At 54.7% G+C, this 25,783-nt stretch carries 25 protein-coding genes and 1 tRNA gene; 11 read left to right on the top strand and 15 right to left on the bottom strand.

What is annotated here, in order from left to right; genetic code table 11:
* Window positions 1–533: 533 nt before the first annotated feature.
* On the bottom strand, window positions 534–983 hold the full coding sequence (locus tag FYJ24_RS00695) for a hypothetical protein (protein ID WP_154542633.1): 450 nt from the start codon (window positions 981–983) through the stop codon (window positions 534–536).
* Window positions 980–1,834: a hypothetical protein gene (locus tag FYJ24_RS00690; protein WP_206192407.1), complete on the bottom strand. Its 855-nt coding sequence runs from the start codon at window positions 1,832–1,834 to the stop codon at window positions 980–982. The genes FYJ24_RS00695 and FYJ24_RS00690 overlap by 4 nt, the downstream gene beginning before the upstream one ends.
* A 484-nt stretch (window positions 1,835–2,318) precedes the next feature.
* On the opposite strand from FYJ24_RS00690, the gene FYJ24_RS00685 reads away from it, so the two are divergent.
* Window positions 2,319–3,299: an LPXTG cell wall anchor domain-containing protein gene (locus tag FYJ24_RS00685; protein ID WP_154542629.1), complete on the top strand. Its 981-nt coding sequence runs from the start codon at window positions 2,319–2,321 to the stop codon at window positions 3,297–3,299.
* A 133-nt stretch (window positions 3,300–3,432) separates the two neighbouring features.
* On the opposite strand, the gene FYJ24_RS00680 is transcribed toward FYJ24_RS00685, so the two are convergent.
* The 5 genes from FYJ24_RS00680 to FYJ24_RS12755 form a co-directional block, all read right to left on the bottom strand.
* On the bottom strand, window positions 3,433–4,818 hold the full coding sequence (locus FYJ24_RS00680; protein WP_154542627.1) for a hypothetical protein: 1,386 nt from the start codon (window positions 4,816–4,818) through the stop codon (window positions 3,433–3,435).
* Window positions 4,819–5,122: 304 nt separating this feature from the next.
* Window positions 5,123–5,626 carry a hypothetical protein gene (locus tag FYJ24_RS00675; protein WP_154542625.1) on the bottom strand — a complete coding sequence of 168 codons (504 nt, stop codon included), beginning with the start codon at window positions 5,624–5,626 and terminating at the stop codon, window positions 5,123–5,125.
* A 394-nt stretch (window positions 5,627–6,020) separates the two neighbouring features.
* Window positions 6,021–6,380, bottom strand: a complete 360-nt coding sequence (locus FYJ24_RS00670; protein ID WP_154542623.1) for a serine integrase family protein — start codon at window positions 6,378–6,380, stop codon at window positions 6,021–6,023.
* 79 nt (window positions 6,381–6,459) lie between these two features.
* Window positions 6,460–6,771, bottom strand: a complete 312-nt coding sequence (locus FYJ24_RS00665) for a recombinase family protein (protein ID WP_154542621.1) — start codon at window positions 6,769–6,771, stop codon at window positions 6,460–6,462.
* 5 nt (window positions 6,772–6,776) lie between these two features.
* Entirely contained in the window at window positions 6,777–6,911 is a 135-nt protein-coding gene (locus tag FYJ24_RS12755; RefSeq protein WP_225871885.1) for a DUF4244 domain-containing protein, read from the bottom strand.
* Between the two features lie 340 nt (window positions 6,912–7,251).
* On the opposite strand from FYJ24_RS12755, the gene FYJ24_RS00660 reads away from it, so the two are divergent.
* Together FYJ24_RS00660 and FYJ24_RS00655 are read left to right on the top strand one after the other, a co-directional pair.
* The gene (locus tag FYJ24_RS00660) at window positions 7,252–7,704 is read left to right on the top strand and encodes a MarR family winged helix-turn-helix transcriptional regulator (RefSeq protein WP_154542619.1); all 453 of its coding nucleotides are present in this window, start codon (window positions 7,252–7,254) and stop codon (window positions 7,702–7,704) included.
* A 48-nt stretch (window positions 7,705–7,752) separates the two neighbouring features.
* Window positions 7,753–8,262 (top strand): NADPH-dependent FMN reductase family protein, encoded by a 510-nt coding sequence (locus tag FYJ24_RS00655; protein WP_154542618.1) that lies wholly within the window; start codon window positions 7,753–7,755, stop codon window positions 8,260–8,262.
* A gap of 6 nt (window positions 8,263–8,268) precedes the next feature.
* Here the strand turns inward: FYJ24_RS00655 and FYJ24_RS00650 are convergent, their stop codons facing one another.
* The 4 genes from FYJ24_RS00650 to FYJ24_RS00635 all read right to left on the bottom strand — a co-directional run bounded on the left by FYJ24_RS00650 (window position 8,269) and on the right by FYJ24_RS00635 (window position 12,103).
* Window positions 8,269–9,372 (bottom strand): hypothetical protein, encoded by a 1,104-nt coding sequence (locus FYJ24_RS00650; RefSeq protein WP_154542616.1) that lies wholly within the window; start codon window positions 9,370–9,372, stop codon window positions 8,269–8,271.
* Complete coding sequence (locus FYJ24_RS00645; protein WP_154542614.1) at window positions 9,369–10,481, bottom strand: TadA family conjugal transfer-associated ATPase; 1,113 nt, start codon at window positions 10,479–10,481, stop codon at window positions 9,369–9,371. Before FYJ24_RS00645 ends, FYJ24_RS00650 begins: the two co-directional genes overlap by 4 nt.
* Window positions 10,474–11,286, bottom strand: coding sequence for a hypothetical protein (locus tag FYJ24_RS00640; protein ID WP_154542613.1), 813 nt, complete (start codon window positions 11,284–11,286; stop codon window positions 10,474–10,476). Before FYJ24_RS00640 ends, FYJ24_RS00645 begins: the two co-directional genes overlap by 8 nt.
* Before the next feature lie 94 nt (window positions 11,287–11,380).
* Entirely contained in the window at window positions 11,381–12,103 is a 723-nt protein-coding gene (locus FYJ24_RS00635) for a hypothetical protein (RefSeq protein WP_154542611.1), read from the bottom strand.
* An 89-nt stretch (window positions 12,104–12,192) separates the two neighbouring features.
* Here FYJ24_RS00635 and FYJ24_RS00630 point away from each other — a divergent pair, with 89 nt between their 5' ends.
* A complete protein-coding gene (locus FYJ24_RS00630; RefSeq protein WP_154542609.1) occupies window positions 12,193–13,221 on the top strand; it encodes a hypothetical protein in 1,029 nt (342 codons plus the stop codon).
* Here the strand turns inward: FYJ24_RS00630 and nth are convergent.
* The gene (nth, locus tag FYJ24_RS00625; RefSeq protein WP_318656403.1) at window positions 13,218–13,856 is read right to left on the bottom strand and encodes an endonuclease III; all 639 of its coding nucleotides are present in this window, start codon (window positions 13,854–13,856) and stop codon (window positions 13,218–13,220) included. The genes FYJ24_RS00630 and nth overlap by 4 nt on opposite strands.
* A 92-nt stretch (window positions 13,857–13,948) precedes the next feature.
* Here nth and FYJ24_RS00620 point away from each other — a divergent pair, with 92 nt between their 5' ends.
* A complete protein-coding gene (locus FYJ24_RS00620) occupies window positions 13,949–14,632 on the top strand; it encodes a Crp/Fnr family transcriptional regulator (RefSeq protein WP_154542607.1) in 684 nt (227 codons plus the stop codon).
* Here the strand turns inward: FYJ24_RS00620 and FYJ24_RS00615 are convergent.
* Complete coding sequence (locus FYJ24_RS00615; protein WP_154542606.1) at window positions 14,629–14,787, bottom strand: DUF4177 domain-containing protein; 159 nt, start codon at window positions 14,785–14,787, stop codon at window positions 14,629–14,631. The genes FYJ24_RS00620 and FYJ24_RS00615 overlap by 4 nt on opposite strands.
* Before the next feature lie 4 nt (window positions 14,788–14,791).
* Window positions 14,792–15,133, bottom strand: coding sequence for a WhiB family transcriptional regulator (locus tag FYJ24_RS00610; protein WP_154542604.1), 342 nt, complete (start codon window positions 15,131–15,133; stop codon window positions 14,792–14,794).
* A gap of 102 nt (window positions 15,134–15,235) precedes the next feature.
* Here FYJ24_RS00610 and FYJ24_RS00605 point away from each other — a divergent pair, with 102 nt between their 5' ends.
* From FYJ24_RS00605 to FYJ24_RS00585, 5 genes are all read left to right on the top strand, one after another.
* Window positions 15,236–17,437: a transglycosylase domain-containing protein gene (locus FYJ24_RS00605; protein ID WP_206192406.1), complete on the top strand. Its 2,202-nt coding sequence runs from the start codon at window positions 15,236–15,238 to the stop codon at window positions 17,435–17,437.
* Window positions 17,434–18,411, top strand: a complete 978-nt coding sequence (locus tag FYJ24_RS00600) for a metallophosphoesterase (protein WP_225871884.1) — start codon at window positions 17,434–17,436, stop codon at window positions 18,409–18,411. Before FYJ24_RS00605 ends, FYJ24_RS00600 begins: the two co-directional genes overlap by 4 nt.
* Complete coding sequence (locus FYJ24_RS00595) at window positions 18,408–19,055, top strand: nucleoside/nucleotide kinase family protein (protein WP_154542600.1); 648 nt, start codon at window positions 18,408–18,410, stop codon at window positions 19,053–19,055. The genes FYJ24_RS00600 and FYJ24_RS00595 overlap by 4 nt, the downstream gene beginning before the upstream one ends.
* Window positions 19,056–19,213: 158 nt before the next feature.
* A tRNA-Pro gene (locus tag FYJ24_RS00590) sits at window positions 19,214–19,287 on the top strand.
* 495 nt (window positions 19,288–19,782) lie between these two features.
* Entirely contained in the window at window positions 19,783–24,885 is a 5,103-nt protein-coding gene (locus tag FYJ24_RS00585) for a DEAD/DEAH box helicase (protein WP_154542598.1), read from the top strand.
* On the opposite strand, the gene FYJ24_RS00580 is transcribed toward FYJ24_RS00585, so the two are convergent.
* Window positions 24,859–25,092 (bottom strand): hypothetical protein, encoded by a 234-nt coding sequence (locus FYJ24_RS00580; protein ID WP_154542596.1) that lies wholly within the window; start codon window positions 25,090–25,092, stop codon window positions 24,859–24,861. The two genes, FYJ24_RS00585 and FYJ24_RS00580, sit on opposite strands and share 27 nt — an antisense overlap.
* A 317-nt stretch (window positions 25,093–25,409) precedes the next feature.
* Between FYJ24_RS00580 and FYJ24_RS00575 the strand changes: the two genes are divergently transcribed.
* Window positions 25,410–25,763: a DUF2200 domain-containing protein gene (locus tag FYJ24_RS00575; RefSeq protein ID WP_154542595.1), complete on the top strand. Its 354-nt coding sequence runs from the start codon at window positions 25,410–25,412 to the stop codon at window positions 25,761–25,763.
* Window positions 25,764–25,783: the final 20 nt, after the last annotated feature.

Raw genomic sequence — 25,783 nt, 5'->3', positions numbered from 1 at the left:
CAACCACCGTCGAATATGCCATCGGCGCAATTGCGACTACTTGAGATAAATGACATACTTGATAAGCGCTCCATTCTAGCTCTGGAGCCATGAATTGGACGTCAGAAGATGAAACTTGTTCTGATCCATCTTCTTCGTACTTGGAGCACTCTTGTAGCTCCTTTTCCGAGCATTACTGACGGAACCTACACTCCACGCGGCAATCCCACGCGGTGTCTCATTGGCCACCTCTGAGCTCTCTACGGAGCCTCAAGGTCTAGTCCTCGACTCGCGCGCAGTAGGAACCTTCAGAACATCGCCTTCCATGCACGCACTAGCATCTACGATCTCACCGTTGGAAAGACTCGGGCTCTTGTCGCGTGCGCCAATGCTGATGGCGATTGACTAGTAGGCCGGTCGCAGTGCCTTTTCGTAGTCCGTCATTATTAATTCTTCTGATACGAGCACGACCATCGGCTCCCGACTGTCAGCCGCCGATGTCCTCACTGCGGCTCCTACAGTTCTCTCCAGCAAACCGTTACTCTTTGGTGGCCTTACAACGCAGCCTCGTCAATCTGCCGGGCAAACTCCCCAGGAGTGACAACGTTTATTCCGAACCTACCTGCCAAGGTGCATACAGCTTTGTCCTCCGTGACTATCAGCCATTCTTCTCCGAACAGACGTTGTCTGGTTTCATTCCTACCTACCAGGGCGCAAGCGATCATGAGCGGATCAGCACCCCCCTGGTTTCTGTATAGGTCCAATAGAGTGCTGTCTTCGACCGCGACCGCGTCCATGACTTCGCGAAGTGCACGAAGGACAGCGGGGGTCGTTTCAAATTCCAGTGTCTGGAGTGTCTCAATATCAGGCGATTTACTCGCTTCGTGGAGCACTTCTGAGGGGAGCGCAGCTCGATTCAGAAAGAACTCGGTTGTCCTGCGATGACGACCGATCTTGCTTAGCGCGTTAGTATCCACCAGAAACCGCGTTTCGTTGCAGCTCACATTATCACCTGCCTCAACTCTCCGAGCTGATTCGGATTGATTTGGTTGTTGCATATCGTTCGACAGAACTCCTTCGGAGAAATGCCCCCGTTCTCCATAACCCGGAGCATCCTGCGGGATAGCTCGCGACCCGCGTACTTGCGCACTGCATTCCATGGGTGAATGTTTCCACCTGTGCGCCGTTTGGGAGCTTTGTCGAATTCCTCGCGAAGTTCTCGCAGATAATCTCTGGCGGCCTCGGCGGTGATTAGTCCCAGTCTTGCCGCCCTGACTGTTATGGCACTTGGTGTTACCTTGCATTCATTAGCCCCAGTTTTCACGCCGTCTAGTGTGGACAGGTCGAACTCTTCCATACAGGTCAACGGCATGAGCATCGCTCCAGCTACGTCATACTCGTACTTCACTTCCGTAGATATACTCTGGCTATTCCACGTAACCGTCCTGAATACCTTTCGGGCTATGAGCACGGTCATGAGCGCAAGTGTGAAGATCGTTCGTCCAGTGGGTTCTTGCTTGTCGCCATGATTGCCCCCCGCCAGAAAAATGTATGGCACCTTGGCGTCCCGGATAGTCATACCGCTAAAAGACACAGCACCTGTCAGCCGCTGCGGCATACGATTATGGACACTCTGAGAGACAAGAATCTGGTTTTCCTCCAGATGTTCTATTAGCAACGCTAAGGCGGTGTCGTTGTCTCGACACGCTTGAAGATCTGTGTGGGCAACTCCAAGAGCAGACATAACGCGCGCAGCGTCTTCTTCGGGTGCTGTCCCCGACTTGCCTAGCATCCCGATAATCTTATTTTTTGTGAGTGAACGATCGCTTTTCACGACAAGCTTCTGCTTACGCATCAAATCTCTCACGATCAAATCGACATCACGGAGGCGCACCTCATCTCTAATGCCGATTTGGAATGTATCTTTGCTGATGCCCACAAGCAGTTTTTTGTTTTCAAAGCTACTTGGGCCTCTACTAAAGGAAGTGGAGCAAAGAACAATGGATATGGGATCTCGCCTTTGCGTGCTAGCCATAGAAGGGTCGAGAACTGGATCGCGCCGGTAGCGACTGCCTTGTCATAGTCGGCGTACGTGCCTGCGACCGAATTGTCGAGTAACGTCTTGAAGACAGCTCCATCAATCGGTACCCGCTCGCCTTCGACGCACAGCCTTTAGTCTTCTGGGCCCCCCACAAGTACTCAGGGCACGTTTGGCTGAATCTCCGAGCATTGCGGCCGGAGCGCAAAAGCAGTAATATTCCGGTAGAGGCCCGTTTACGCGCACAACAAGTCTGAGCGTCATCGGATGTTTATAGGTAAACGGCGATTGTGGAGGGGTTGTGTTCAAACGGGGAAGTCACTCGACAGTGCGTAAAGCAGCATCGGGAATTGTGGCAACACTACTGGTCGGTATCGGTCTGCTGGCGCTACCGGGCGTGGCCAACGCGGTCGAAAGCAAGGTCGACACGTATCGAGCTCACATTGAAGCTGTGCCCCAGGGAGGGATGGGCGTCGGCGCGCCAGTCAATTGGGCAGTTCAGGACAGCGTTGGCGGCAATTTGCCAGAATGCTCTGCAATCACGTCCTACGCACTGAGCGGGATAATTGAGAACCCCATTCAATTGAAGTACGTGGAGATTAAGGAAAACTCTGTCACGTTAGGTGGCGCACCGCTTGATCCGAGCGAGTACGAGGTCACGACCTCAAGCAACAGTGGCCCTGATGGGCCGATTGACACGGTAACTGTGACCCTCACTGCGGCCGGTATTGCCAAGGTTAACGAGGATCCAGGTACCTCCCTTGCATTTACGTTTGTGACAACTGTTTTAAGCGTAGAGGGTGGAATATTCTACACCGACGCGACGGCGACCATAGGCTACACAATCGATTGTCCAGCTCCCCCCTTGACACCCGTTGAGGCGCTGGCGCCGACCCTTCAATCCGACGCGCCGTGCGACGAAGAGGCTGGAGTGATTCTTCCCCAGGTGAAAGGTCTCACTTACGCAATTGCTTCCCGCAACGGAAACCAGGTGACCGTCACTGCAACCGTCGATGAGGGATATGAAGTAGCTCCCGGTACGAAACTCACTTGGATACTGACAATCCCAGACATCGTGCCCTGTGCCGGCCTGGTTGACCCACCAACCGAGCCGACTAAGCCACCAACAGAACCAACAGAACCCACCGCACCCACCCAAGCTCCTCAGAAATTGGCTAAGACCGGAGCCAGCGGAACCGCTACCCTGTCGCTTATCGCGACGGCGCTGTTGGCGACCGGAGCAGGTTTCCTTCTGAGGTCCAGACTTCAAGCAAAGCGCTGACACCCGGTTTCATCTAGCGCTTTTACGCAGCGTGTTGGGCCTTGTTCAAACCTAATCGCCGGCCATGCCAAAGATCAAAGCAAACGGACGCTCAGCCGCACCGTACATGAGCTTTTAACGGTGGGGGGGCCAATCACATGAGGTGGCCCGGAGACCAGTCACCTGCTGCAGCACCTTCCAGTTCAGATTGACGAGGGTGCTCAGCATTCAACCAGCCCGCCAGAGTAGATCTCACCTTCGCTTGATCTTTCCAGGAGGCAGAGAGCTTTTCCCACAAGTAGTCACAGGCCTGGTCGAAACTGACAACAACGGTGGGCTCGGTGTCGAACAGGCTTTCGCTGTGATCTTGAAGCCATCCCACTGCGCCGCACCCCCGCCACGTAATGAACTCGATCTGCATGCGCGAAAAGGCGCGTTTGGGAACCAGAGCCACCTGGAAATCGGCAGAATCGGAAAGCCCAATCAGGACCCGCCGTACCAAATCACGGATCATCCACCGGGGAATCCACGTCTCTTTGCAAAGCAATGACGACAACGGGGGGCTGAGGGTTGCCGAGGTCGTTAGTGCCTCGTGCACAGCGTCCGAGCACAGAATCAGTCGGCGGGCGTTTGTCGGAATCTTGGCCTCAGAACTGAAAAGGAACCTGGGAATAGGCACTCCACTGTTGATACCGCTAACCTGACTGAACTCGTCGGCGGTCATGACGCCAAACAACGGCAAGCGAGAAATTGATGAGTAGGCGCACGCGGCGAAACTAGCATCCAAACTAGCAGACCATCGCTGCGGATACTCCGAGTTCCCCTCAGGGGCACGAAGGAATCCGTATTGGCTGGGCGGGGCGCATTGACTGAGGTATTGGCGGCAGAGGTTTGTATCTCTGTTCACGTTCCTGGGATCTGTGCTGAACGTGGAGACCAAGCCGTCCTTGGCATCTGGGTCCGGCTCTACCCTGCCACTCCAGTACCCAGGAATGGTTCCGACGAAATACTCTGGCGCATCTCCGTGGAATACCCGCCCGCGAAATACCCCTTTCAGGTTTTGTGCCAGCCAAAACGCAGAAAAGTGGGGACTGCCCTGCATGCTGTCGGCGTGGGTCTCAACCACAGTGAAACGAACGCCACGGGCCACCGCGCGCTTGAGCTTTCTCAGGAAGCGGAGCGCGAAACTCAAATCATTGTGCCAAAGCTCGGTCGAATGAAGAGCACAAACAATGACTTCTTGTGAATCTGGCAATCGGTCAACATAATCCAACATGAGTAAAGCACCTTTTTGGAATCCGCGGCGCCCCAGAAGCACATATTGTTGACTGAGGAACTCATCGCCTTGGCCGCCAACTGTGTCGGACCCCTCGGAAGGCAGAGAAGGGATGGCCGAGTCGACCAGATATAGCCACATTGCCTCTTCATGCCCAGTTCCATCTAACCGGTAAGGCTCCAGAAGTGGATCCAGCTCACCACGTTTATCCAGCTTCACCAACGCCGACGCAAGTTCCAACGCGGCATCGCTGTGAGCAGTCAACTTATGGGAACCGTTCCTCCACCTGGAAATCAGAGAGTTAGATATGGAGCAATGCTCAGAAAGCTCCAACGACGAGCACCCCAAAGCCGACATGGCAACTTCCAGACGCGTGTACGTGCGAACGACCTTTTACGGTAACACCCCCTTCCCCTTCACCCAATGCACCGAGCTAACCTTCAGAGACGGCCACGCCGCCGCCGACTTTCTCAACCGGTTCGATCCTAGTTGAAACGTCTTCTGTTTTGGCCGTATTCTCCGGCATATCTACTGCGGCGCACTTGAAACGAACTTGAACACATCGTGTTCAAATCACCCACAATCTTTTCGTAACACTGTTTTCCATCCTTACGATTGAGTGACCAACACAGTGCCACGACACGCGCGGTGTCCACAAATTACCGAGGAAGCGCCTTGCGGAACAGCAGATTCCCGTCAACAACAGGAGTAGTTCAGTTATGTCAAGGGCCGTCCTCAGAAAACGCAAGGGGAGACAAGTGATCACCAAAGAACACAGCCGATATTCTCGCGTTGGAAACTGCCACACTGGAATAGCTACCAGGGCCACAGCGATCCTATTTTCCAGTACCGTCTCTTCCCACCACTTGCGGACGCTATCATCACCGATAGTTGGAGGAAGCGGTGATTCGCGGACGGCCTCAGCTATACGCTGTTCCGTCTGTGTGCGCTCGGCTTTGATTTTTTCCATCGCTGGCTTTGCGGCCGCCCAATCCATGCCTTCCGCCATGGCCATGGCCAGTTCCTTCTCACGGCGAACCAAATCCTTGCGGAGTCCAAACAGGACGCTCAAGCTTGGACCGTCACTTTTCGTCTCGAACAACCGCCTGGCGTCGGGGCGCGCGAGACGCGTTAAGCAGACCTTCTCGACAAACTCGTCAATAAGGTCTCCCGAACGCATGAAGTGTCCGTTTGGGCAGCGATATGCGTGATAACGACTAGACACAGCCGTCCCTGAACCATCGACCCGCGCTGTTGGGTGCGTTTCCCCGCGCGCTTACCGGACACGCGCCTCGCACACCGAACAGGTAGCGAGACCCCCAAGAAGCCATTTCCGTGCCGTACCGGAATGCGTGGGTTGCCTCTCCAGCAGAACGGCTCGCGCTGCTCGCAGTTTCTCTTCCTCGACTATCGGTTTCCAGGCACCCTTTCTACAATCTTCCAGATCAATGTCCTCTAGGCGACGTTCACCCTTTCCACCCGACAACGGTGGTAACAACGCAGCGTAGTGAGGATTCATAAGCAGTCGCCGCATCGAGCTTGCATACCACTTCCCCCCCAGAACGCGTACGCCTCCCCTCTCGGTTCAGGGCTGCTGCTATCTGATACAGAGTCGTACCGGACAAGAACTCATCAAAAATAAACTGGACATCACTTGCCTCGTCCACGTCTACGACGAATCGACTGTCATCCTCGCCTCGATTCTGAGCAATAACCCATCGATAACCATGAGGCGTGCTGCCAGGCTTGGGATGCCCTTTCTGATGCCGTTCCTGCGCATAACGCTTAGTGCGAGAACTCTTCTCCTGGATTTCGTGCTCAGCCATCAAGACAAGCATCTTGAATGTAAAGTCATCAGTGGCCGTATCTATTCCACCCTGGACCGTCGCAACTCGGACTTCACGCCTAGGGTGTCAGCTCCAAGACATCGACCAGCTTACGAGTAAGCCGGTCAACCCTCGTGGTCAGAACCGTATTGATCTCGCCGCGATCAAAGGCAGCGAGCATCGATGCCCAAGCAGTGCCGATGTCACGCTGCTTTGTAGCACTCGTATCATTGTCTGTGTACGCGTCCACTACAACCCACCCACGTCGAATAGCCTCAGCCCGACAGTCATCAATCTGCTGGCTAATCCCCTGCTCTTCGTCGACAGACTGTCTAGCGTAAATACCAACCCGGATGCCCTCTTCAAATGCTATACCTTGACTGTAGCCCAAGTATGCTATTTACATCTAGCAGCAGCTATTGCACTAATCGCGTATTCGACAGTGGTTGAGCCTTCTTCGGAGTCCTCCCCGCTCGGTGTATGGGTGAACCATAGCTGCCCGCACAGCGCAGCTTTCTGTAGTTTTCTCACTATGTCCTCTCCTTGGTTGTGATGGTCTGAGCCAGCCCACTTCCACTCTCTCCCAAGGAAACTCAGTTGCCAAACAGACATTTTCGTTTCTGGGGAAAACCCCTACTTGGCGTCTGGGGATGAAGAATCATGCTGCGCGAGCGCATAAATCTTGGGGCATTCAAAGAAGGTGCCCCACTCCCTTTCCCACGTACGGGGTCATAAAACCGTAACCGGGGCCGTATACTGCTCCGGCACACACCACATCACCCAGGCCGCTGCACAGACTCAATCTTTCTTGGTGCCACAGACCAGACGCCGGAGTTGCAACAAACACGCATTGCGCAATATATTACCTATTATGGATTTGGTAGACCCCACCGCTTTTCTTTTTGGCGAGCTTTTCGTACTCAACCAGCACCTGGGCAAGCTAGCTGATGAGATTCTGGAACCAGCAGGCATTACGGGAAGGCAGTGGCTACTACTAGTGGTTCTCATGCGCGGTTTTGAAGAGCCACCAACACTGTCTGAGGCCGCACACGTCTACGGCACGTCGCGGCAGAACATCAAACAATTGGCTGATCAACTGCAACGTCGCGGATACCTCGAAGTCTCACACGATCCGGATGACAAGCGCGCACTACGCCTACACCTGACTGAGAAAGTGAATGATTTCGATAAACCCGAAATGGTTGAAGCTAGAAAAACATTGTTTCACGAGGCGTTCTCTCCCCTCAGCAACGAGGAGCTTCGCGAGTTGCGCCGCCTAGTCACCATACTGATCACCGCGAAAGCAGGAAGAAGCCCCCGATAGGTCAGCCTCCCACATCTACTACCATCCGCCTTCATATTGGAGCAATCTATGGATACACTCATCGTCGTCGAATCGCATTGTGGCAATACCTGGAGAATCGCTGAGGCTATTGCGTCGTCAATTCCCGATGCCACAGTGATGCGAGTTGATGACGCACCACATATCATTGACCCTCGCGTCACCACACTCATTGTGGGGGCACCGACTCACGCGTTTACGCTGTCCACTGCCGATAGCCGAGAGTCCGCACGGCAACGCACTACTTCTGGAGCTAAGGAATCACGTCAGTCAGGTTTTCACCCCAGTAGAACTGGACTGCGGGAGTGGATTGATTCAGCATCGATTCCTCAGGGCACTCGCGTGGCGGCTTTCGATACATGTGTTAAAGGCGTGGGCCCCCTCTTTGGCAGAGCCGCTAAGAAAGCCAACAAGTTGCTGGCCAAAAAGGGGATTCATGCCTCCGCGACAGAGACTTTTTGGGTCACTGGAGATGACCACCTGCATGATGGAGAACTAGATCGCGCCGCAGTCTGGGCCACTGCTTTCTCAAAGAGCTAGCTGCACTCAGAGCATCACCTGCCCTTTGAATAAGGAAAATACGATAGGTGCTATTCCTAAGAGAACAAATGAGGGAAGCAGCAAGGCACCCAGTGGAATCACTAGTTTGACCGATAGTGCTGCGGCTTCTTCTTCGACGCGTGCCACTGATCGGTCGCGGGCTTGCTGAGAAGCTAAGGTCAAAAGAGGTACCGGACTTACGCCGTCTTCCCATGCCGGCTGCAGGCTTCCTTGGAGAAGACGGGTTCGTTCATCGGCTTCCCAAGCAAAGTCCCACGGCGATCCCATCAGGAGTTGCTTGGCTGTCACCTCTAGGGTTGCCATTTCTGCAGCTGCTGCCATATGGGAAAGCACCAACGGTAGGCTTGCCCCCGTTTTGAGTCCTGCCCCAGCTAGGTCACACAGCAAGGTCCCTTCTAAGCGCTCTTGGGCGGCGCGCCTAGCTTTGCCGACAAGATGCCATCCGACAGCGACCCCGCTCGCAAGCATGACAACACCGCATACACAGCACAACCGTCCCAGCGGGTGCATGACAAACCATTGCAGCGAACCAGCCCCTAACGCCTCACCCCCAATAACAGCAATGACGGGTAATGCCGCGAGAACCCTCGCCGAAAGCATGGGACCCGTGAAGGCCCGATTTTGTGCTTCTCTTGCTTTCACGTCTTGACTAATACCCTCAGCAATCACTTCAAGAACATCAGCTAAAGGCGCTCCTGACAAGAACGAAAACTTACACGCCGCGGCTATTGCATCCCATGCTCGTTGCCACATGCGTTTCTTGCTTCGTTGCCGTGGGCACTCACACTGGATTTCTGGCACCCCTGAAACATCAAGAGAAACCGTCTCACCATCACGGTGACGGCTCCACGTCTTACCCCACGCCTGAGGCACGGTACTTCCAGCACGCAACCGAGTGACAACTTCCATTGCCATCATTGCTAGTTCATCACTATCCCCCACGGCGCGTTTTCTCCGGCGAAAGCGCGTCTGTGGAACACCCATGCGTACTTTGGCCGCGCGGTAACTGTGCAGGCGTTCCGCCATTGCCAACAGTGTGAGCGACAATACCACCACAACCAGTATGTGAAGCGCCGCCTGGGCGTTCACGGATTCCACCCCGTCACTTCACACAAACGGTCATACCCGACATCTGAAACCATCTCCATCCCTCTTCGTACAAGTGCCGGTTCACACTGACCACCATGAGTACTTAATACACCCACTTCTGCGAGCTCACGCTGAGCGCCACTTCGCCGCATGTGGAGAACAACATCGAAGGCCGCTGCGGTCTGCAAGCCCAAGGCTTCGCTGCCAAGTCCAGCCTTGGCCCCCAAAGCCGCAAGGCGCGCTGGTACATCATGAACATTATTGGCATGGATGGTCGCAAATCCTTTGTGCCCCGTGTTCAATGCGGAAAGAACATCGACCACCTCCACCCCACGACACTCACCTAGCACGATCCAATTAGGGCGCATACGTAGCGCAGCGCGAACCAGGTCACTGAGACTCACGGCTCCCATTCCTTCAACGTTCGGACGGCGTTCTTGAAGATGAATGACGTGCGGGTGCGTGGGCGCGAGTTCCGAGACTTCCTCAATGCATATAATGCGTTCATCTTCTGGAACTAACGAGAGTAACGCATCAAGCAAGGTGGTTTTTCCCGCCCCCGTAGCCCCCGAAATGAGCATATTTCCACCTCTATCGACCAGGTATCTCAGCAAAGAACCTATGTCCGGACTCACAGTAGAATGCGTCTCCAAATCTTCCAGAGAAAAACGCGACGAGCGAAGGATGCGCAATGAAATCGCAGGGCCATTCTGAGCCAAGGGCGGCAGCACTGCATGGAAGCGCATATTCGTTCCCACAATCGCATCCACTAAGGGACTTGCTTCATCGAGGCGTTTGCCCCCAGCGGCCGCTATCTTCCGGGCAAGTTCTTCACATTCTCGGATATTTGCAGGTGCCCATTCACTTCGTTCCATCCCGTTTCCCCGGTCTAACCACACCTCGAGCCCGTTGATCACGACGTCGGTAACTCCGGGTAGTTGTGTGAGGTCAAAAAGCTCTGGGGTCATCCCATACGAGGCGGCCTGTAGCTGCCGCCAACGGTACACCTTCTGATCAATCCCCAAAGAACCATCATCGTCACTCAACACGGCTTGAGCTGGATTTTGACCGAATGCTACCCTTCGTGACAATGCAGAAAAGTCAGTCATGAAGCAACTCTTTCCACAGACGCTTCCACCGGCGAGGTGCACGGAGGATTGCCCCCGACCGCTCTGCCGCCCACATCATTTCAGGCCTACCTGGCCGGTCAGTGAGTATGACACGGGGCTGGAATGCAGCAACATCAAGGATTCCAAACAACCGCGCGTACTGACGCGCATGCCCGACCAACACGATTCTCACCTCGTCCAACGCATGTGCCAGTTCTTCTACTCCCGGCGTCCACACACCGCAATCAACTACTGCGTGCCCGCGAGCCGCGCGACTCACCGCGAGAACACGTGAGTCTTCATGGCCTACACAATCACCGGGTCCACTGGCTACTATTGGCCTATTTCGAGGCGCCCGATACTGACCAACAATGGGAGGATCCTTGGCATTGACGCGCGCCCACACAATTGGGACGCCTTCATCCCCTTGAGGCGAACGCGATGCTTCGATAAGACATGCCCTGCCAGCAGCTGCCAGATTCTTTGAACTAAGGCTAGTTCCAGCTCCGCCATGCCACCCAGCAACAAGGACTCTTATCCCCTCTGGCGCTAAGAAATCCTGCGCTGCACTGATCATCGCTTGCGCTAAAAGTGACGCGTCTTGGGGAAGCCGCATGTCTCCACCATCTCCGAGACGGATAGCTGGCACCGACACGTCCTGCTCATCAAAGATGATAGCGAGCACGGTCCCAGGTGGTGGGCCATCAGCATCTTTGACAACAGTGGCGGCTGCTATCTCCGCAATCTGGCACACTAATGCAACTTGGTCACCTGGTCCATCTTGTACCCATATGGCATTGCGCATACCTCATTTCACGGCGGCAGAAGTTAGCTGTGAAATCGAGATTTTCTATTCTGTGGACAACTACCCCCGCGCTGCCTGTGGACAAACCGACAGTCTAGGACGGCAATCTCTCAGCCTGAACCCAGCGGCTAACTTCGATACCTCTCTGACACCCTTCAATCACGCTGGTTTCCGTGAATTGTTGCCATTCTTCTTCTCTGTCATCAAGACTGAAGAATCGGGAAGGATCCTGGGCGGCATACGAGCCGATAACCGCCACCCCCGTGGGCTCGACCCCACTCAGCGCCAATATTCGTTTTGCCGCAAGCGCCCCAACAACCGCGGAACCATATGTGAACGGAGGAGCAACCACGAAAGTACGCCACACTTTAGCCGCGTGGGTGAGAGCGTCCTTATTGGGCTCTTGAATCACTCGGATCGCCTCTAGAGAGAGTGGTTTGGCGACCTCTTGAGACGACATATGCGATCGGGCCACAAGAAATGAACAGATATCTCGATGCCACTGGGCTATGGTGGCTGGCCAGGGTGGTGTGGCGGTTCGGCGTCGCGGTCCTTTCGGGTTGAGAGGATCTAGGCTTTCCTCTAGCGACCAGGCTGCCCGCCACACCCCTAAAGCCGCGGCAAGCCTGGGATCTTCATCAAAGTCGCCTCGCACGGTGGCTTCCCTAATCTCAGACGCGGCTACACGCACGCCCAGCAGTGAAGACAGCGACACAGCTTCTTGGACGGCGGCTTCGGCGCGGGCCTGTGCGCTGCGGCGGCGAAGGCCTTCGGCAAACCTGAGAGACGCGCAGGCTTCATGGACACTGACAGTCATAGTGCAAGCCTATTGTGCAATCTCCGAGTCGTCTTCCACCACTTTGTCACTATTTCACGTTATGTTGTCTCTGATTGTAGGAGGTAGCCATGTCGCCTGATGAGAACGAAAAGCAACGCGATAAAATCGCCGAACCGGTGTTGACCGGTGAAGATGTTGAACTGTCGGAAGAACATTTCCTTGAGGACGTCACATCGGTGGGCGACGTTGACCCCAGCGTCATCCCCGAGGAAAACGACCTCACCTCTGGGACTTCCCCGAACGGTGATGAGGATGCAGTTTCTTTTGAGTCCTCAACCGAAGTGTTTACCGATCGGGTTTCGATATCAGCTCAACCCGATCGGGCAGACGTGGGGGTAGAGACTCCTCGTGATGTCTTGGAAAACCGGGGAGAAGCAGTATTTTCTGAGGTGGACGAGACGATGGTTCCAGCTCCTGTGGAAGACACCGGTGTGTTGCGTCGATCTTTGGTAGAGCCGACTCAACCGATGCCGGTGCGCCCTGAGCCGCCAGCGCCCGTACCGTTGCCTGATGACGAGACTCTTTTTGCTGGTGCAACCGTTTTGCCTACGGTCCCCGGCCGCGCTGGTGGAAGGTGGCTTTCTGCTATAGCTTTCCTACTACTTACGCCTGTCGTGTGGTATTTGCTCAGTGACGCGGGCGCTCGTTTCTTCGTGGCCGAGGCGAACCCGTGGCAGACGGGAATTGTCAACTTAGCTGGTATCGCTGAGTTTGTGGGAGGGCTCGCTCTCATTGTCCTACTCGGCGTTGTTGCCGCACAGTCTTCTCTGGGATTGTTGCTCTCTGGTGTCCTCTTTACAGTGGCTGGACTCCCCTTCCTAGTGGTTCCCGGATACACCCGCCAGTTTTTGGAGTCGGCTCTTGACCCCTCGTTGAATGGGCTAGGTGCTTTTGGCCAAAATGTTAGTTTCCATCTAGCCTTCACAGGCGCAACAGGAATTCTCACCATTATCGGCGTGACTTTGCTCACACTAAGCTGGGTGGTGTACCGCGTACGCCGCAAAGGAAGGTCCGAAGAGAACCTGCGGATCGAGGTCTCCCACACCAACCCTGAAGGCCTCCACGCGCGCTGGGCTCGAAAAGCCTCGCAGCGCTAAACCAAGGCTGATGGACAAAGGTGGGCGACGACACATTCGTGGCAGGCCGGTTTTCGTGAGTGACACACCTGTCTGCCATGGAATATGAGTTCATGACACAATTGCGTCCAAGGGGCGTCGGGGAGTAACTCTCTTAACTGCTTTTCGGCAGCAAGGGGGTTATCGGCATCTTGCCATCCCAGGCGCCTCGTCACTCGCCCCACATGAGTGTCGACGGTGATTTCTTCTTTCCCGAACCAGTTTCCGAGGACCACGTTAGCCGTCTTTCTCCCTACACCGGGAAGAGTCATGAGTTCCTCGCGGGTACCCGGCACCTCGCCCCCAAAATTCTCTAGCAACCCTTTGGCTAGTCCGTTAAGGGCAGTCGCACGCCTGCGAAACATGCCAAGTGGGCGAACAATCTCCTCAAGATGTGTCAGTGACAAGCGCGCCAGTTCTTCTGGTCCAGGTGCTTTAGAAAAAAGCGTCGGTGTCACCATATTGACTCGCTTGTCAGTTGTCTGCGCTGATAAAACCGTGGCAACAAGCAGCTCAAAGGCGTTGTTAAAATCCAATCCACAGCGCGCATCAAGGTAGGCTTGTCTCAGAAGATTGGCTTCTTCTACTGCGATCTCGCGGCGATCCTCTATTTTCACTGCGACTTCCTCCCGTACAATGTGGTGGCTCCTTTCACATAAGGGTAGGCTGAAAGGCAGCAACACCGCCTCTAAGAAGTGGATTAAGAACTATGAGTTTTGACGATCAGATTATTAGCCGAGTACCCCTATTCGCCGGACTGAGCGAGGATCAGTACGCGCAGTTGGCCGCCAAAACCGGAAGCACCGCGCTTCGACGCGGCGAGGTGCTTTTCGAAGAAGGTGACCCCGGTGACCGCCTGTACATCATCACTGAAGGCAAGATCAAACTTGGTCACACCTCTATTGATGGACGCGAATCCCTCCTAGCCATACTAGGACCGGGAGAGATTATTGGTGAACTCACCCTATTCGATCCGGGCCCACGGTCAACAACCGCAACTGCAGTCTCTCCAGTGTCGATGCTCTCTTTAGAGCATGATTCTCTCATGGAGATCCTCGACGTGAATCCCGATTTGGCGAAGCATATGTTGCGGGCTTTGGCCCAGCGTTTGCGCCGCACAAATGAGTCACTATCAGACCTCGTGTTCTCCGATGTGCCCGGACGCGTCGCTAAAGCACTGCTGGATCTGTCTGACCGTTTCGGCACCTCAACAGATTCTGGTGTTCACGTGCCTCACGACCTCACCCAGGAAGAACTGGCGCAATTAGTTGGCGCCTCACGCGAAACAGTCAACAAGTCGTTGGCAGATTTTGTCTCGCGTGGATGGATTCGCCTTGAAGGTCGCGCCGTTACTTTGCTGGATGTCGATCGCTTGGCACGCCGAGCCCGCTAGGCTTTAGGCCTCTTCAGATAAGCAACAAGATTGTCTGAGCCTGCTGGTCCGGGAACAACCTGGACCAGCTCCCAGCCATCCTCACCCCACTGATCCAATATGGCCTTGGTGGCGTGAATGAGTAATGGCACAGTTACGTATTCCCACTTTGTCATGGCCTTATCCTACGCGGGTGAGCGACAAGACACGCATCGGTCGCACGCTGCGCAGCTCCACTGCTAGGGGTTCGTCGGACACTTCTAACCATTCGCCCCAATCCTCGACCGACGCGTAGCGCCGCAGCAGTGCACGCCTTTCTCTTTCCGTGAGGCCTCCCCACACTCCAAAACGCATGTGGCTTTGTAGTGCTTCTGCCAGACATTCCAATCGCACCGGACATTCCAAGCAACGCACCCGAACTTCACGTTGCTCAGAGCCCTGAACAAACAGTGCGTCAGGATCAGAGGAAGCACATAGCGCTTGATCAACCCAACTGTGGTCACTGCCCGAAAATCGACTCATTGCTCCTCACCTTCGAGATCTTCCCCACATCACTGTGAGGAACAGGCCTCAATCTAGGCCCTACATCTACACTTGAGTAAGTCTACTGAGTAGGCTATGCCTATGGCTAGTTCTGCACCCACGCCCAGAAGAAACTCCGGGCACCGCGTCACACCCCTCAAATTTGGTGGGGCGGTGATGGGATTCATTACAGTAGCGATTCTTTGCGGCATCCTCGCATCCGGGTTCTTTGTGCCCGTTGTCGGCGCTATCGGCGCCACCGCCAAGGCGGTTCCGGCAACTTTTGATGAGATCCCTGAGGATATTGAAGTTTCTCAGCCCGCTGAGGAATCGCGCATGGTGGATGCTGCTGGCGGACACATGGCCTATTTCTTTTCTCAGCGACGCCAGATCCTCAACTCTGACCAGATTTCCGACAATATTCGCAAGGCGATCATTGCGATTGAAGACAAAACCTTCATGACTCACCACGGCATTGATCCAAGGCGCATGCTGGGGTCGCTGCTTCATAACGTCGTCTCTGATGAGGATGACGGCTTGCAGGGTGGCTCAACCATTACTCAGCAATACATCAAGAACATGCTGGTTGAGCAGGGACAAAAAGAAGGCAATGACGAACTGGTCGAAGAGCAACGCCAAGCCTCTGTAGAACGGAAAATACGCGAAGTTAAGTACGCGATTGCCCTAGAGAAGAAACTAACCAAAGACGAAATACTTACTGGATACCTCAATATCGCGCCTTTCGGCCCTAACGTTTACGGCGTCGGTGCTGCTTCCCGCGCATACTTCTCCATTCCAGCGTCAGAACTGTCCATTTCGCAGGCTGCTCTCCTTGCCGGAATCGTTCAATCCCCTGTCGAGTACGACCCACTGAGATTTCCAGAGGCCGCGGAGGAACGCCGCAACATCGTCTTAGGTGAAATGAAGAAAGACGGGGATATTACTCAGGAAGAGTACGACGAGGCCGTTGCCATCCCCGTAGCTGACATGCTCAAACCCGAAGAACGCGTCAACGGGTGTCGTGGGGCAGGCAGCATGGCATATTTCTGCGACTACGTCGTCGAAGAATTCCTATCCGATGAGGCCTTTGGTGAAACCCGCGCAGAACGTGAAAATCTCTTACAAACCGGTGGTCTTGTACTACGCACCTCCATTAACCCCGCCATGCAACAGGCCGCATGGAATGCGGCAACAGGGCGCGTTCCCGTGGGCCAAGAAGATGGCCTCAACTCTGCCATCACAGCAATCAACCCCAAAAACGGTTACATCGAAGCGATGGCCCAAAACACCACTTTTGACTCCACCGAGGTCTCTTTCAACACCTATACGGGGGGCAGCACCGGATTCCCACCCGGGTCGGCTTTCAAACCCTTCATCTTGGTCCAATGGTTCAAAGAAGGACACAGCGTTTACGAGTCGGTCGGACGCACCAACCGCAATTTCAACTTTGGCGAGTTCTCTTGTGATGGCACTCCGTATCCGGTAGGTCCTTGGTACGTCGAAGATCTCGCGGGTAAAGACGGTCCCCGCACGGCGCAGAATGCAACGAACCTTTCAGTCAACCAAGCCTTCGTTGACATGGCCACAAAGGTCGACTACTGCAAGATCTTCACTGGGGCCGCCGACCTAGGAGTGGTTACTGCCGACGGGCAGCCGTTCTCACCAGATACACCCGCAAACCTCATTGGCGGGGGTGCAGACAATGTCTCGCCACTCCTCATGGCCAGCGCATATGGGACTATTGCCAACGAGGGAGTTCGCTGCTCGCCTATTGGCCTTGTCGAGGTTGCTGACCGTGACGGAAAAGTCATCAAGACTTACGAACCCAACTGCCAGCAGGTACTCGATGCGACCGTGGCCAAACAGGTTGCGACGGTATTGAAGACCACTGGTGCCAACTATCAGACAAATTCAGGCTATGCAGGGTTCTATCTTGACAGAGAGTTCGCCGCGAAAACCGGCACCACCGACTTCAACTCAAACACATGGACGGTAGGTTTCACTCCCCAACTGGCAACTGCTGCCTGGGTGGGATTCTCCCAAGAAGGCACCAAGCACGGTGAAGATATTTGGATTAATGGCGAATATTTCGAAGCCCTGTACGGTGAGAGTTTCGTAGGACCGATGTGGGCGCAGTTCATGCGCGACGCACTCGCGGACGCTGAGCACCTCTCAATCCCCAGTGTCTTTGTCGGAAATGTTCCCCAATCGACGCCTCGCCCGAATACAAATAACAACACTCAGACAGGGAACCAACAACAACCCCAAAATAACAATGCTTCGACGGGGAACGACCAGCAATGACTCCTTCACCGCTTGAAGAGTTGGGGTCTAAAAACTCACTGCTGCCCTCTGGTTTCATCGGTTTTATGCGCGGGAGCGCCCTGACAGCGGCCTCTCTCACAGCTCTAGCGACAGCCGGGCTCAGCTATGCCCATTGGGAATCGAAACGTCCCGTACTGCGTAAAGAAACAATTTACCTTACGCCACGCCCGGGCTTTCACGCCCTAAATGTTCTCCATATTTCCGACCTCCACATGTTTCCAGGGCAAGACTTCATCAAACCATTCCTTGCCAAAGTCGCCGAAGAGAACACCATCGACATTGTGATCTCCACCGGCGACAACCTCGGAGCACCCGGAGCATCACACCTTCTACTCTCCGCGCTAGAACCCCTATTGGCACTTCCCGGCGCATTTGTTTTTGGCTCGAATGACTACTACTCGCCGCTCAGTAAAAGCCCCCTCGACTACCTCAAACGCAATCGCCATGTGTCCGCAACCCAACACGGGGAGCGAACGACTCCGGATCTGCCCTGGTTTGAAGTAGCGCAGGCCTTCACGCGCGCGGGCTGGAAAGACCTTTCTAATCGCTGCGACGTTACGGAAATCGCGGGCATACCATTGGCATTAGCCGGTGTGGACGATCCACACATTAATCGAGACCGCTTCCCTGACGTGAATTCCGAATGGAAGAACCCCGACGCCCTGCGCATCGGTCTCACCCACGCGCCCTATCGGCGAGTCCTCGACCGCTTCAGTGCTCTCAATACGGACGTCATCCTTGCGGGACACACTCACGGTGGACAGGTACGCGTTCCTTTTGTTGGACCTGTGGTGGTCAACTGCGACATTCCACTATCAGCAGGTCGAGGCCTAACCCCGTGGAACAACAGCAGGCTGCACGTTTCAGCGGGCCTAGGTACCTCACCCTTTGCGCAGATTCGCTTCTCATGTAGGCCAGAAGTGTCCCTCTTGAAACTGGTGCCAGCCGCATGACCCCAGTCCAGCGTGATGGACGCCTCTTCCAGCTAGCTGACCGCATTTTCGATGCGCTCGATGCCCGCGGCCCTTCAAAATCTCCCTACATGGTGGGAATTGCAGGGTCTCCTGGCGCTGGGAAAACCACTTTGGCCCGCGCGTTAGCTTCTGAGCTGCGCACCCAAGGCTTGGCAGTTGCCTACGTGCCAATGGACGGATTCCACTTGGCCGACGCAGAACTTGAGCGGTTGGGTCGCGTTGCCCGCAAAGGAGCGATTGACACCTTTGACGCGTCAGGATACGTAAACCTCCTTGAGCGTATAAAAAATCCAGACGGATTCACCGTCTATGCCCCCAACTTTGAACGCTCGCTGGAACAGCCCATCGCGGGAGCCATTCCAGTTCATCCGCACAGTCAGGTAGTCATCACCGAAGGCAACTATTTGTTGTGCCCGGACGAGCCGTGGGTTCAGCTACGCACCATCCTCGACCAGATTTGGCACTGCCAAGTATCGGCTGAAGTGCGCCAAGGGCGCCTCGTGGCGCGCCATGTGGTATCGGGCAAGAGCCACCCGGCAGCCATCGCGTGGGTGGAGAATGTGGACGAGCCAAACGCGCGCCTGATAGAAGCCTGGCGGGCCGCTGCAGACCTGCTCATCTGAGCCCTTCCTTTCTCCCTCCCCCACGTACGGGGTCATAAAACTGTACACGGGGTGGTATGCGGCCCCGGCACATGCCATAACGCCCCGGATGCGGATCCTGATTAGCCCCAGGTTTTGGACCTGACCGGCCCAGCGCACTATACTGATGCAGGTTGCTCCGGGGTGTGGCGCAGCTTGGTAGCGCGCTTCGTTCGGGACGAAGAGGTCGCAAGTTCAAATCTTGTCACCCCGACGATTTGAATCCCTGAGATTTCGACGGAATCTCGGGGATTTCATCTTTCCTAGTCAGCGAAAATGCCTTGGTGCCATGATGACTTTTCATGGGAAGCTGCACCAAAGCATGGTCGTCAAACCTGGCAATGCTTGCCCGCCCCCCTCCGCTAAATGCTCTGCTTCTGCGTATGACCTTGGGCTGCGGTGGTCATTTTGTTCTCCTGGGTTCGTTGTTCCGTTTGCACGACAAGCCAGGTGCGAACCACCACGGTCCACACGCGCTGCAAGCGTGCTTGAGCTCTACGCCTGTGTCGTGGAATAAATAGAGAGGAACGAACGGTTTATGCCGCGAAAGCACGGGCGTAGAGGTTGTGGACCTTGGGTTGTTCGCATAGGGTTTTTCGTTCAAGAGGGCTCGCGAAAACAGGTAGGCACAATGGCCTGCCCATAGCATCGATGACCATGATGACGTCGCATCCTGCGAAGTACGGGTGTGTTGGGCCAAGATGGAATCATGACGACTGCCGCACCTGAAGGTATCAATGAAGCGTTACCTGCTACAGATGACCTACTAGTTCCCGCTCATGCTGTCGATTCCGAACGTGGCCAGGCGGCTTCGGCACGTGCTTTCGATGACTTGCTGACGCAGTATCGGACGCTTTCGGATTCAGAACGGATGAAGGGCAACCTTTTCGAGCAGCTAGTCCGTCAGTATCTGCTCAACGATGCGCAGATGAAGAATGAGTTCGAAGAGGTCTACCTCTGGAAGGATTGGCCTGGCAATGGCGGTCGACCTGATACTGGCATCGACCTGGTGGGGATCTTGCGAAGTAAAGACCCCGAGGCCAAGGACGCTGTTGCTATCCAGTGCAAGTTCTATGGGCCTAACAAGCGAATCCAAAAAAGAGACATCGATTCATTCCTTTCCGAGTCGGGAAAGGCCCCCTTTACGGGGCGTATCCTTGTCGAAACGACGGGAAGGGAATGGTCATCTAATGCCAAGAGCGCCATTGAAGGGCAGCAGCTGCCCGTCATCAACATTGGTCTGACTGATCTTCGTAACTCCGATATTGACTGGACTACCTACCAGCTGAAGGTTCCCGAAGCTGGTGCGAAACACCTGAAACGCAAGGTTCTGCGTGATCACCAGGTCGACGCCATTCGCGATGTCTTCGAAGGATTCGAGAGGTCCGAGCGCGGAACCCTGGTAATGGCCTGCGGCACCGGTAAGACCTTCACCTCTCTGAAGATTGCCGAGAAGCTGGCCGAAGACAACGACGGTCGCGCCCGTGTCCTGTTCATGGTCCCGTCCTTGTCTTTGATGTCCCAGACCTTGGGTGAGTGGGCCACCGAATGCGCAATGCCTTTCCATGCCTGGAGTGTCTGTTCGGATATTAAGGTGAACCGTCGTCGCGCTAACCAGGACGACATTGCCGACATTTCCGTTACTGACTTGAAGACTCCGCCAACTACGGATCCAAAGAAGTTGGCTGCGTCATTGCGTGCCCATGAGGATGAAGATGGATTGCAGGTCGTCTTCGCGACGTACCAGTCCATCGATGTGGTTGCCGAGGCGCAAGTCTTAGGTGGAGCTGACTGGCGTGACTTTGACCTGATCATTTGCGACGAGGCGCATCGAACGACCGGGGTCACCCTCTCCGGAGAAAACGAGTCCGCTTTCGTCAAGATTCATGACAACGCTTTGATTCGCGCCGACAAGCGACTCTACATGACGGCGACCCCGCGCCTATTCAAGCCGGAGGTAAAGAACGCCGCCAAGGAAAAGGATGCAGTCCTCGCTTCAATGGATGATCCTGAACTCTTCGGCCCGGTTTTCCATCGCCTTGGCTTTGGCCAAGCGGTTACTGCCGGTCTGCTCTCTGACTACAAAGTCGTAGTGTTAGCCGTGCCCGAGGACCAGGTCTCTGACTTCTATCAGGCTCAAACCGCAGAGGGTGGGGAACTGAACCTTCCCGAGGTCGCGAAACTAGCTGGGGTGTGGAATGCACTCGCTAAGCGTAAGAGCGGCACCTTAGATGTTTCCTACGGTGAGGACCTCACCCCGATGCGCCGGGCGGTGGCGTTCACCAAAGACATCAAGACTAGTAAGTGGGTCGCGGATGATTTCCCCACCCTAGTTGCCGATCACCTGCAAGATCTGACGAATGATGACACCACTGACAACCTTGGGGTCGAAGCCCGACATGTCGACGGCACCATGAATGCCATCGTCCGTGGTGAATCTCTTGACTGGCTTAAGGAAGACATCAACCAGGACAGCGATGTCACCCCCACGTGCCGCATTCTCACCAATGCAAAATGTCTGACAGAAGGCGTCGATGTTCCTAGTCTAGATGCCGTCATTTTCCTTAATCCCCGCAGGTCCCAGGTGGATGTCATCCAGGCCGTTGGCCGAGTGATGCGTAAAGCACCTGACAAAGAGTTTGGCTACGTCATACTGCCAATAGCGATCCCGATGGGAATGACCCCGGAAGAAGCGCTTGCGGACAACGAACGCTACAAGGTTATCTGGCAAGTGCTGCAAGCCTTGCGCGCTCATGATGAACGCATTGATGCCACTATTAACTCCATCGGTTACAACACTGGGGACCCAACCTCAATCTTGGTAGACATCGTCGACTTCACCAAGACGAAACCGAAAGAGAAAAAAGATCACCTCAAAGACGGTCCGACAGACGAGGGAGACGACGAACCAACCGACAATAGCGACACTAAGCCCAGAGAAATCCAAGGCCAGTTCCTCTTCTCACCCTTTGATTGGAAGGATGCCGTCTATTCAAAGATAGTCAAGAAGGTCGGGGACCGCATGTACTGGGACGATTGGTCCAAGGATATTGCCGACATTGCTAGTCGCTACATTCACCTGATCGACAACCTGCTAGAAGACGAGACGCTACAGGACACCTTCAAAAAGTTCGTTGATTCCCTGCAACAAATCCTCAACCCATCGATTGACTGGGCTCAAGCAGTAGAAATGCTAGCCCAGCACCTCATCACCAAGCCGCTGTTCGATGCGATGTTTGACGACCAAGAGTTCGCCAAGCAAAACCCGGTATCAAGAGCAATGCAGGCCATTCTTGATGCCATCGGTGACAACAAGGTGTTCGTTCGGGAACGCCAGCCACTGGAAGACTTCTATTCCAAGATGGTTGAACGGATCAAGGGCATCGATAACATTGCAGGAAAGCAAGAGATTATGCGTACCCTGTACGACAATTTCTTTTCCAAGGCCTTTCCAGACATGGCCGATCGCCTCGGCATCGTCTTTACGCCGGTCCCGGTGGTGGACTATATCCTTCACAGTGCCAACGATGCTCTCAAGGAACACTTCGGAAAGACCTTGGGCGACCCCGGCATTAACCTGCTGGAGCCTTTCTTGGGGACAGGCACCTTCATCTCACGGTTGCTCTCTTCCGACATCATCAAACCTGACCAACTTGAGCACAAGTACAAGCACGAAATCTTCGGAAACGAGATCGTCCTGCTCTCGTATTACATCGCCAGCATCAATATTGAGAATACCTACCGCCAAGTCCGCATCGACCAAGGCTACCCCGACGAGTACACCGAGTTTGAAGGCATCACCCTCACGGATACCTTCCAGCTCCATGAAGGCGACGAAAAGCTGGAAGGCGACGGCTTCGACTTCGCAGAGAACGTTGAACGCCTCAAGCGCCAGCGCCAGTCCAAGATCAAAGTCATCGTCATGAACCCGCCTTACAGCGCCGGGCAACAGTCAGCGAACGACAACAATCAGAATCTCAAGTATCCCCGGCTTGACAGCCGCATCGAGCAAACATACGCCGCCCATTCCAGCGGCACCAACAAGAATTCTCTCTACGACTCCTACTACCGAGCCCTGCGCTGGGCCAGCGACCGCATTGGTGACAAGGGAATCGTTGCCTTCGTTTCCAATAATTCTTTCCTCGACGGAAACACCGCTGATGGAGTCAGACTGACTCTGCAAGATGAGTTCAGTGACATCTACATCTATAACTTGAAAGGGAATGCTCGTTCCCAGGGTGAGAAGAGAAGACGCGAAGGGGGTGGCGTGTTTGACGCGGGCTCTCGGACCGGCATTACCATTGCAGTCCTTGTGAAGAAGATGGGTCACGAGGGGCAGGCACGAATCCACTACGCAGAAGTAGACGACTACCTAACTAGGCAAGAGAAGTTGGATGAAATCGCGTCCAATGGTTCAATCACCGAAACACAATTCCGATCTGTCCAGCCAAACGAGCACGGTGATTGGATCAGCCAGCGCGACGAACGGTTCATCACCTTCCAGCCCATCGGTGACAAAGCCACCAAAGGGCAGTCAAACACTCCTGGTCTGTTCAAGCTCTACTCAGGCGGACTTAAGACCAACCGTGATTCTTGGTGCTACAACTTCTCCGCCGACGCAGTCGCTGACAATATGAGTCGGATGATCGACAACTATAACCACTCGGTGGAAGGGGGCGAAACCAGCAAGACGGTTTCTACGGACCCTACTAAAGTGTCGTGGAACCGCGCTCTTTTGAAGAACCTTGACCAGTCGAGAACACATGATTTCGTTCCGGAGGCGATTCGGCTGAGCATGTACCGGCCCTTCACTAAGGAATCGGTTTATTTCAGCCGAGATATGAACGACATGATCTACCAACTCCCCCAGCTCTTCCCCACGCCAAGACACCCAAACCTACTCACCACTTTGTCACCATCCGGCGGCAAGCCCTTTATGCCGCTGCTTTCGTCGGTCATTCCTGACCTTCACTTCAATGGGGACGCTCAGTGCTTTCCCTTGTACACCTGGACCAAGATGCCGGTTGATGAAGGCGGTGAGCCGTCTCTGTTTGAATCGGCCAGTACGGACCCAGATGTGGACACTACGAACCTGGTGTTTGATTTCGACTGTCCTATCGGCAACCAGGTACCGCAATGGATAGATGGCTACGAGCGCCAGGACAACATTACCGACGCCACGTTGGCGGCGTACCGGGAGCACTACGGTGATAGCCGGTCGCCTCGCGGGGAGAGGATCAGCAAAGAGGACATCTTCTTCTACGTCTATGCCCTGCTGCACCACCCTGACTATAGAGAGCGGTTCGAGGCAGACTTGAAGAAAATGCTGCCGCGGATTCCGATGGTTCCAGGGTTCTGGGAGTTTTCCAGCATTGGGCGCGAGCTGGCGGACCTGCACGTGAACTATGAGTCGGTCGAGCCATATCCGATTGAAGAGAACTGGTCTCTTGGCGCACCAACGGACGAGTGGGAACGCTGCCGGGTGACAAAACTGGCCTGGGGAAAGAAAGGGAAAGAGAAGGACTTCACCAAGTTGGTGTACAACCCTCACCTGACTTTCAGCGGTATCCCCGATGGGATCAATGACTACCAGATCGGGGGTCGCAGTCCGCTGGAGTGGATGATCGACCGCTATCAGGTGAAGCGGGACCCGAAGTCCGGAATCCTTAACGATCCCAATGACTATTTCCGGGAAGTCGGAAATCCACGTTACCTGGTTGATCTGATTAGGTCGCTCGTGACGGTCTCGGTGCGGACCCAGGAGTTGGTGCAGGCGCTGCCAGAACTAGTCCTGGATCAAGACTCCAAGTGAGTCAGTCTGTACGGTACTGACCGAGCCAGCCGGGCCATGATGACACGGCCAGATGCCCAAAGCTGAGCGAAGCTGGGTGAACAATGCGATTGGCATATTTGTTGATATTCCAACACCCAGGACGGTTGGGCGAAGCTCAGTGAAGATAGACAAAGAGTCGCCACGAAATGACGAGGTCGCAAGTTCAAATCTTATCACCCCGACCATGAATCCTCGATTTTTCGTTGAGAAATCGAGGATTTGGTCTTTTCTAGATCCCCCCGAAAGTGGGCGGGACACGATTGCATCGCATTGGTCCCCTCGAGATAGCTCCACCCACTCGGGCGGGTCCCTTCGGCCAACTCCAGGATCTGAGTCACACCCCAAACCAACCACCCATACCATCATCAACGTAAATGAGCCAGAAGAGCCGCGAGCCATACCCACCGAACAGACAACACCAATCCTGCCAGCCAGTCCCAGACCAGCCACCAAAAGACTTACAGAAGAGCCTCTATTCTGGCACCATCGAAGGAGGCCTCCTCATGACAGATCGTCGTATTTCCGAAATGCCGTTTGGGCGCGTCTATCCCCTATACATTGCCAAGGTCGAGAGTAAAGGCCGAGCAAAGCAGCAGGTCGACCAGGTTATCTCTTGGCTTACGGGATACGATGCGGCGCAGCTGGAGCAAATCGCAGCTGGCGAGACCACCTTGGAAGAATTTTTCACTTCGGCTCCCGCGCTTAACCCGAATCGTGAACTTGTCACCGGTGTCATCTGTGGGGTGAGGATCGAAGATATCGAAGACCCACTTATGAAAGAGATTCGCTACATGGACAAACTGGTTGACGAGGTCGCTCGCGGCAAAGCAATGGAAAAAATACTTCGTTCTCCATAAGTACGGCAGAATCGCTTCGA

Source organism: Scrofimicrobium canadense (assembly GCF_009696615.1).
Classification (GTDB): domain Bacteria; phylum Actinomycetota; class Actinomycetes; order Actinomycetales; family Actinomycetaceae; genus Scrofimicrobium; species Scrofimicrobium canadense.
The sequence above is the reverse complement of the archived record's forward strand: the minus strand, read 5'-3'. Positions and strand labels throughout refer to the sequence as shown.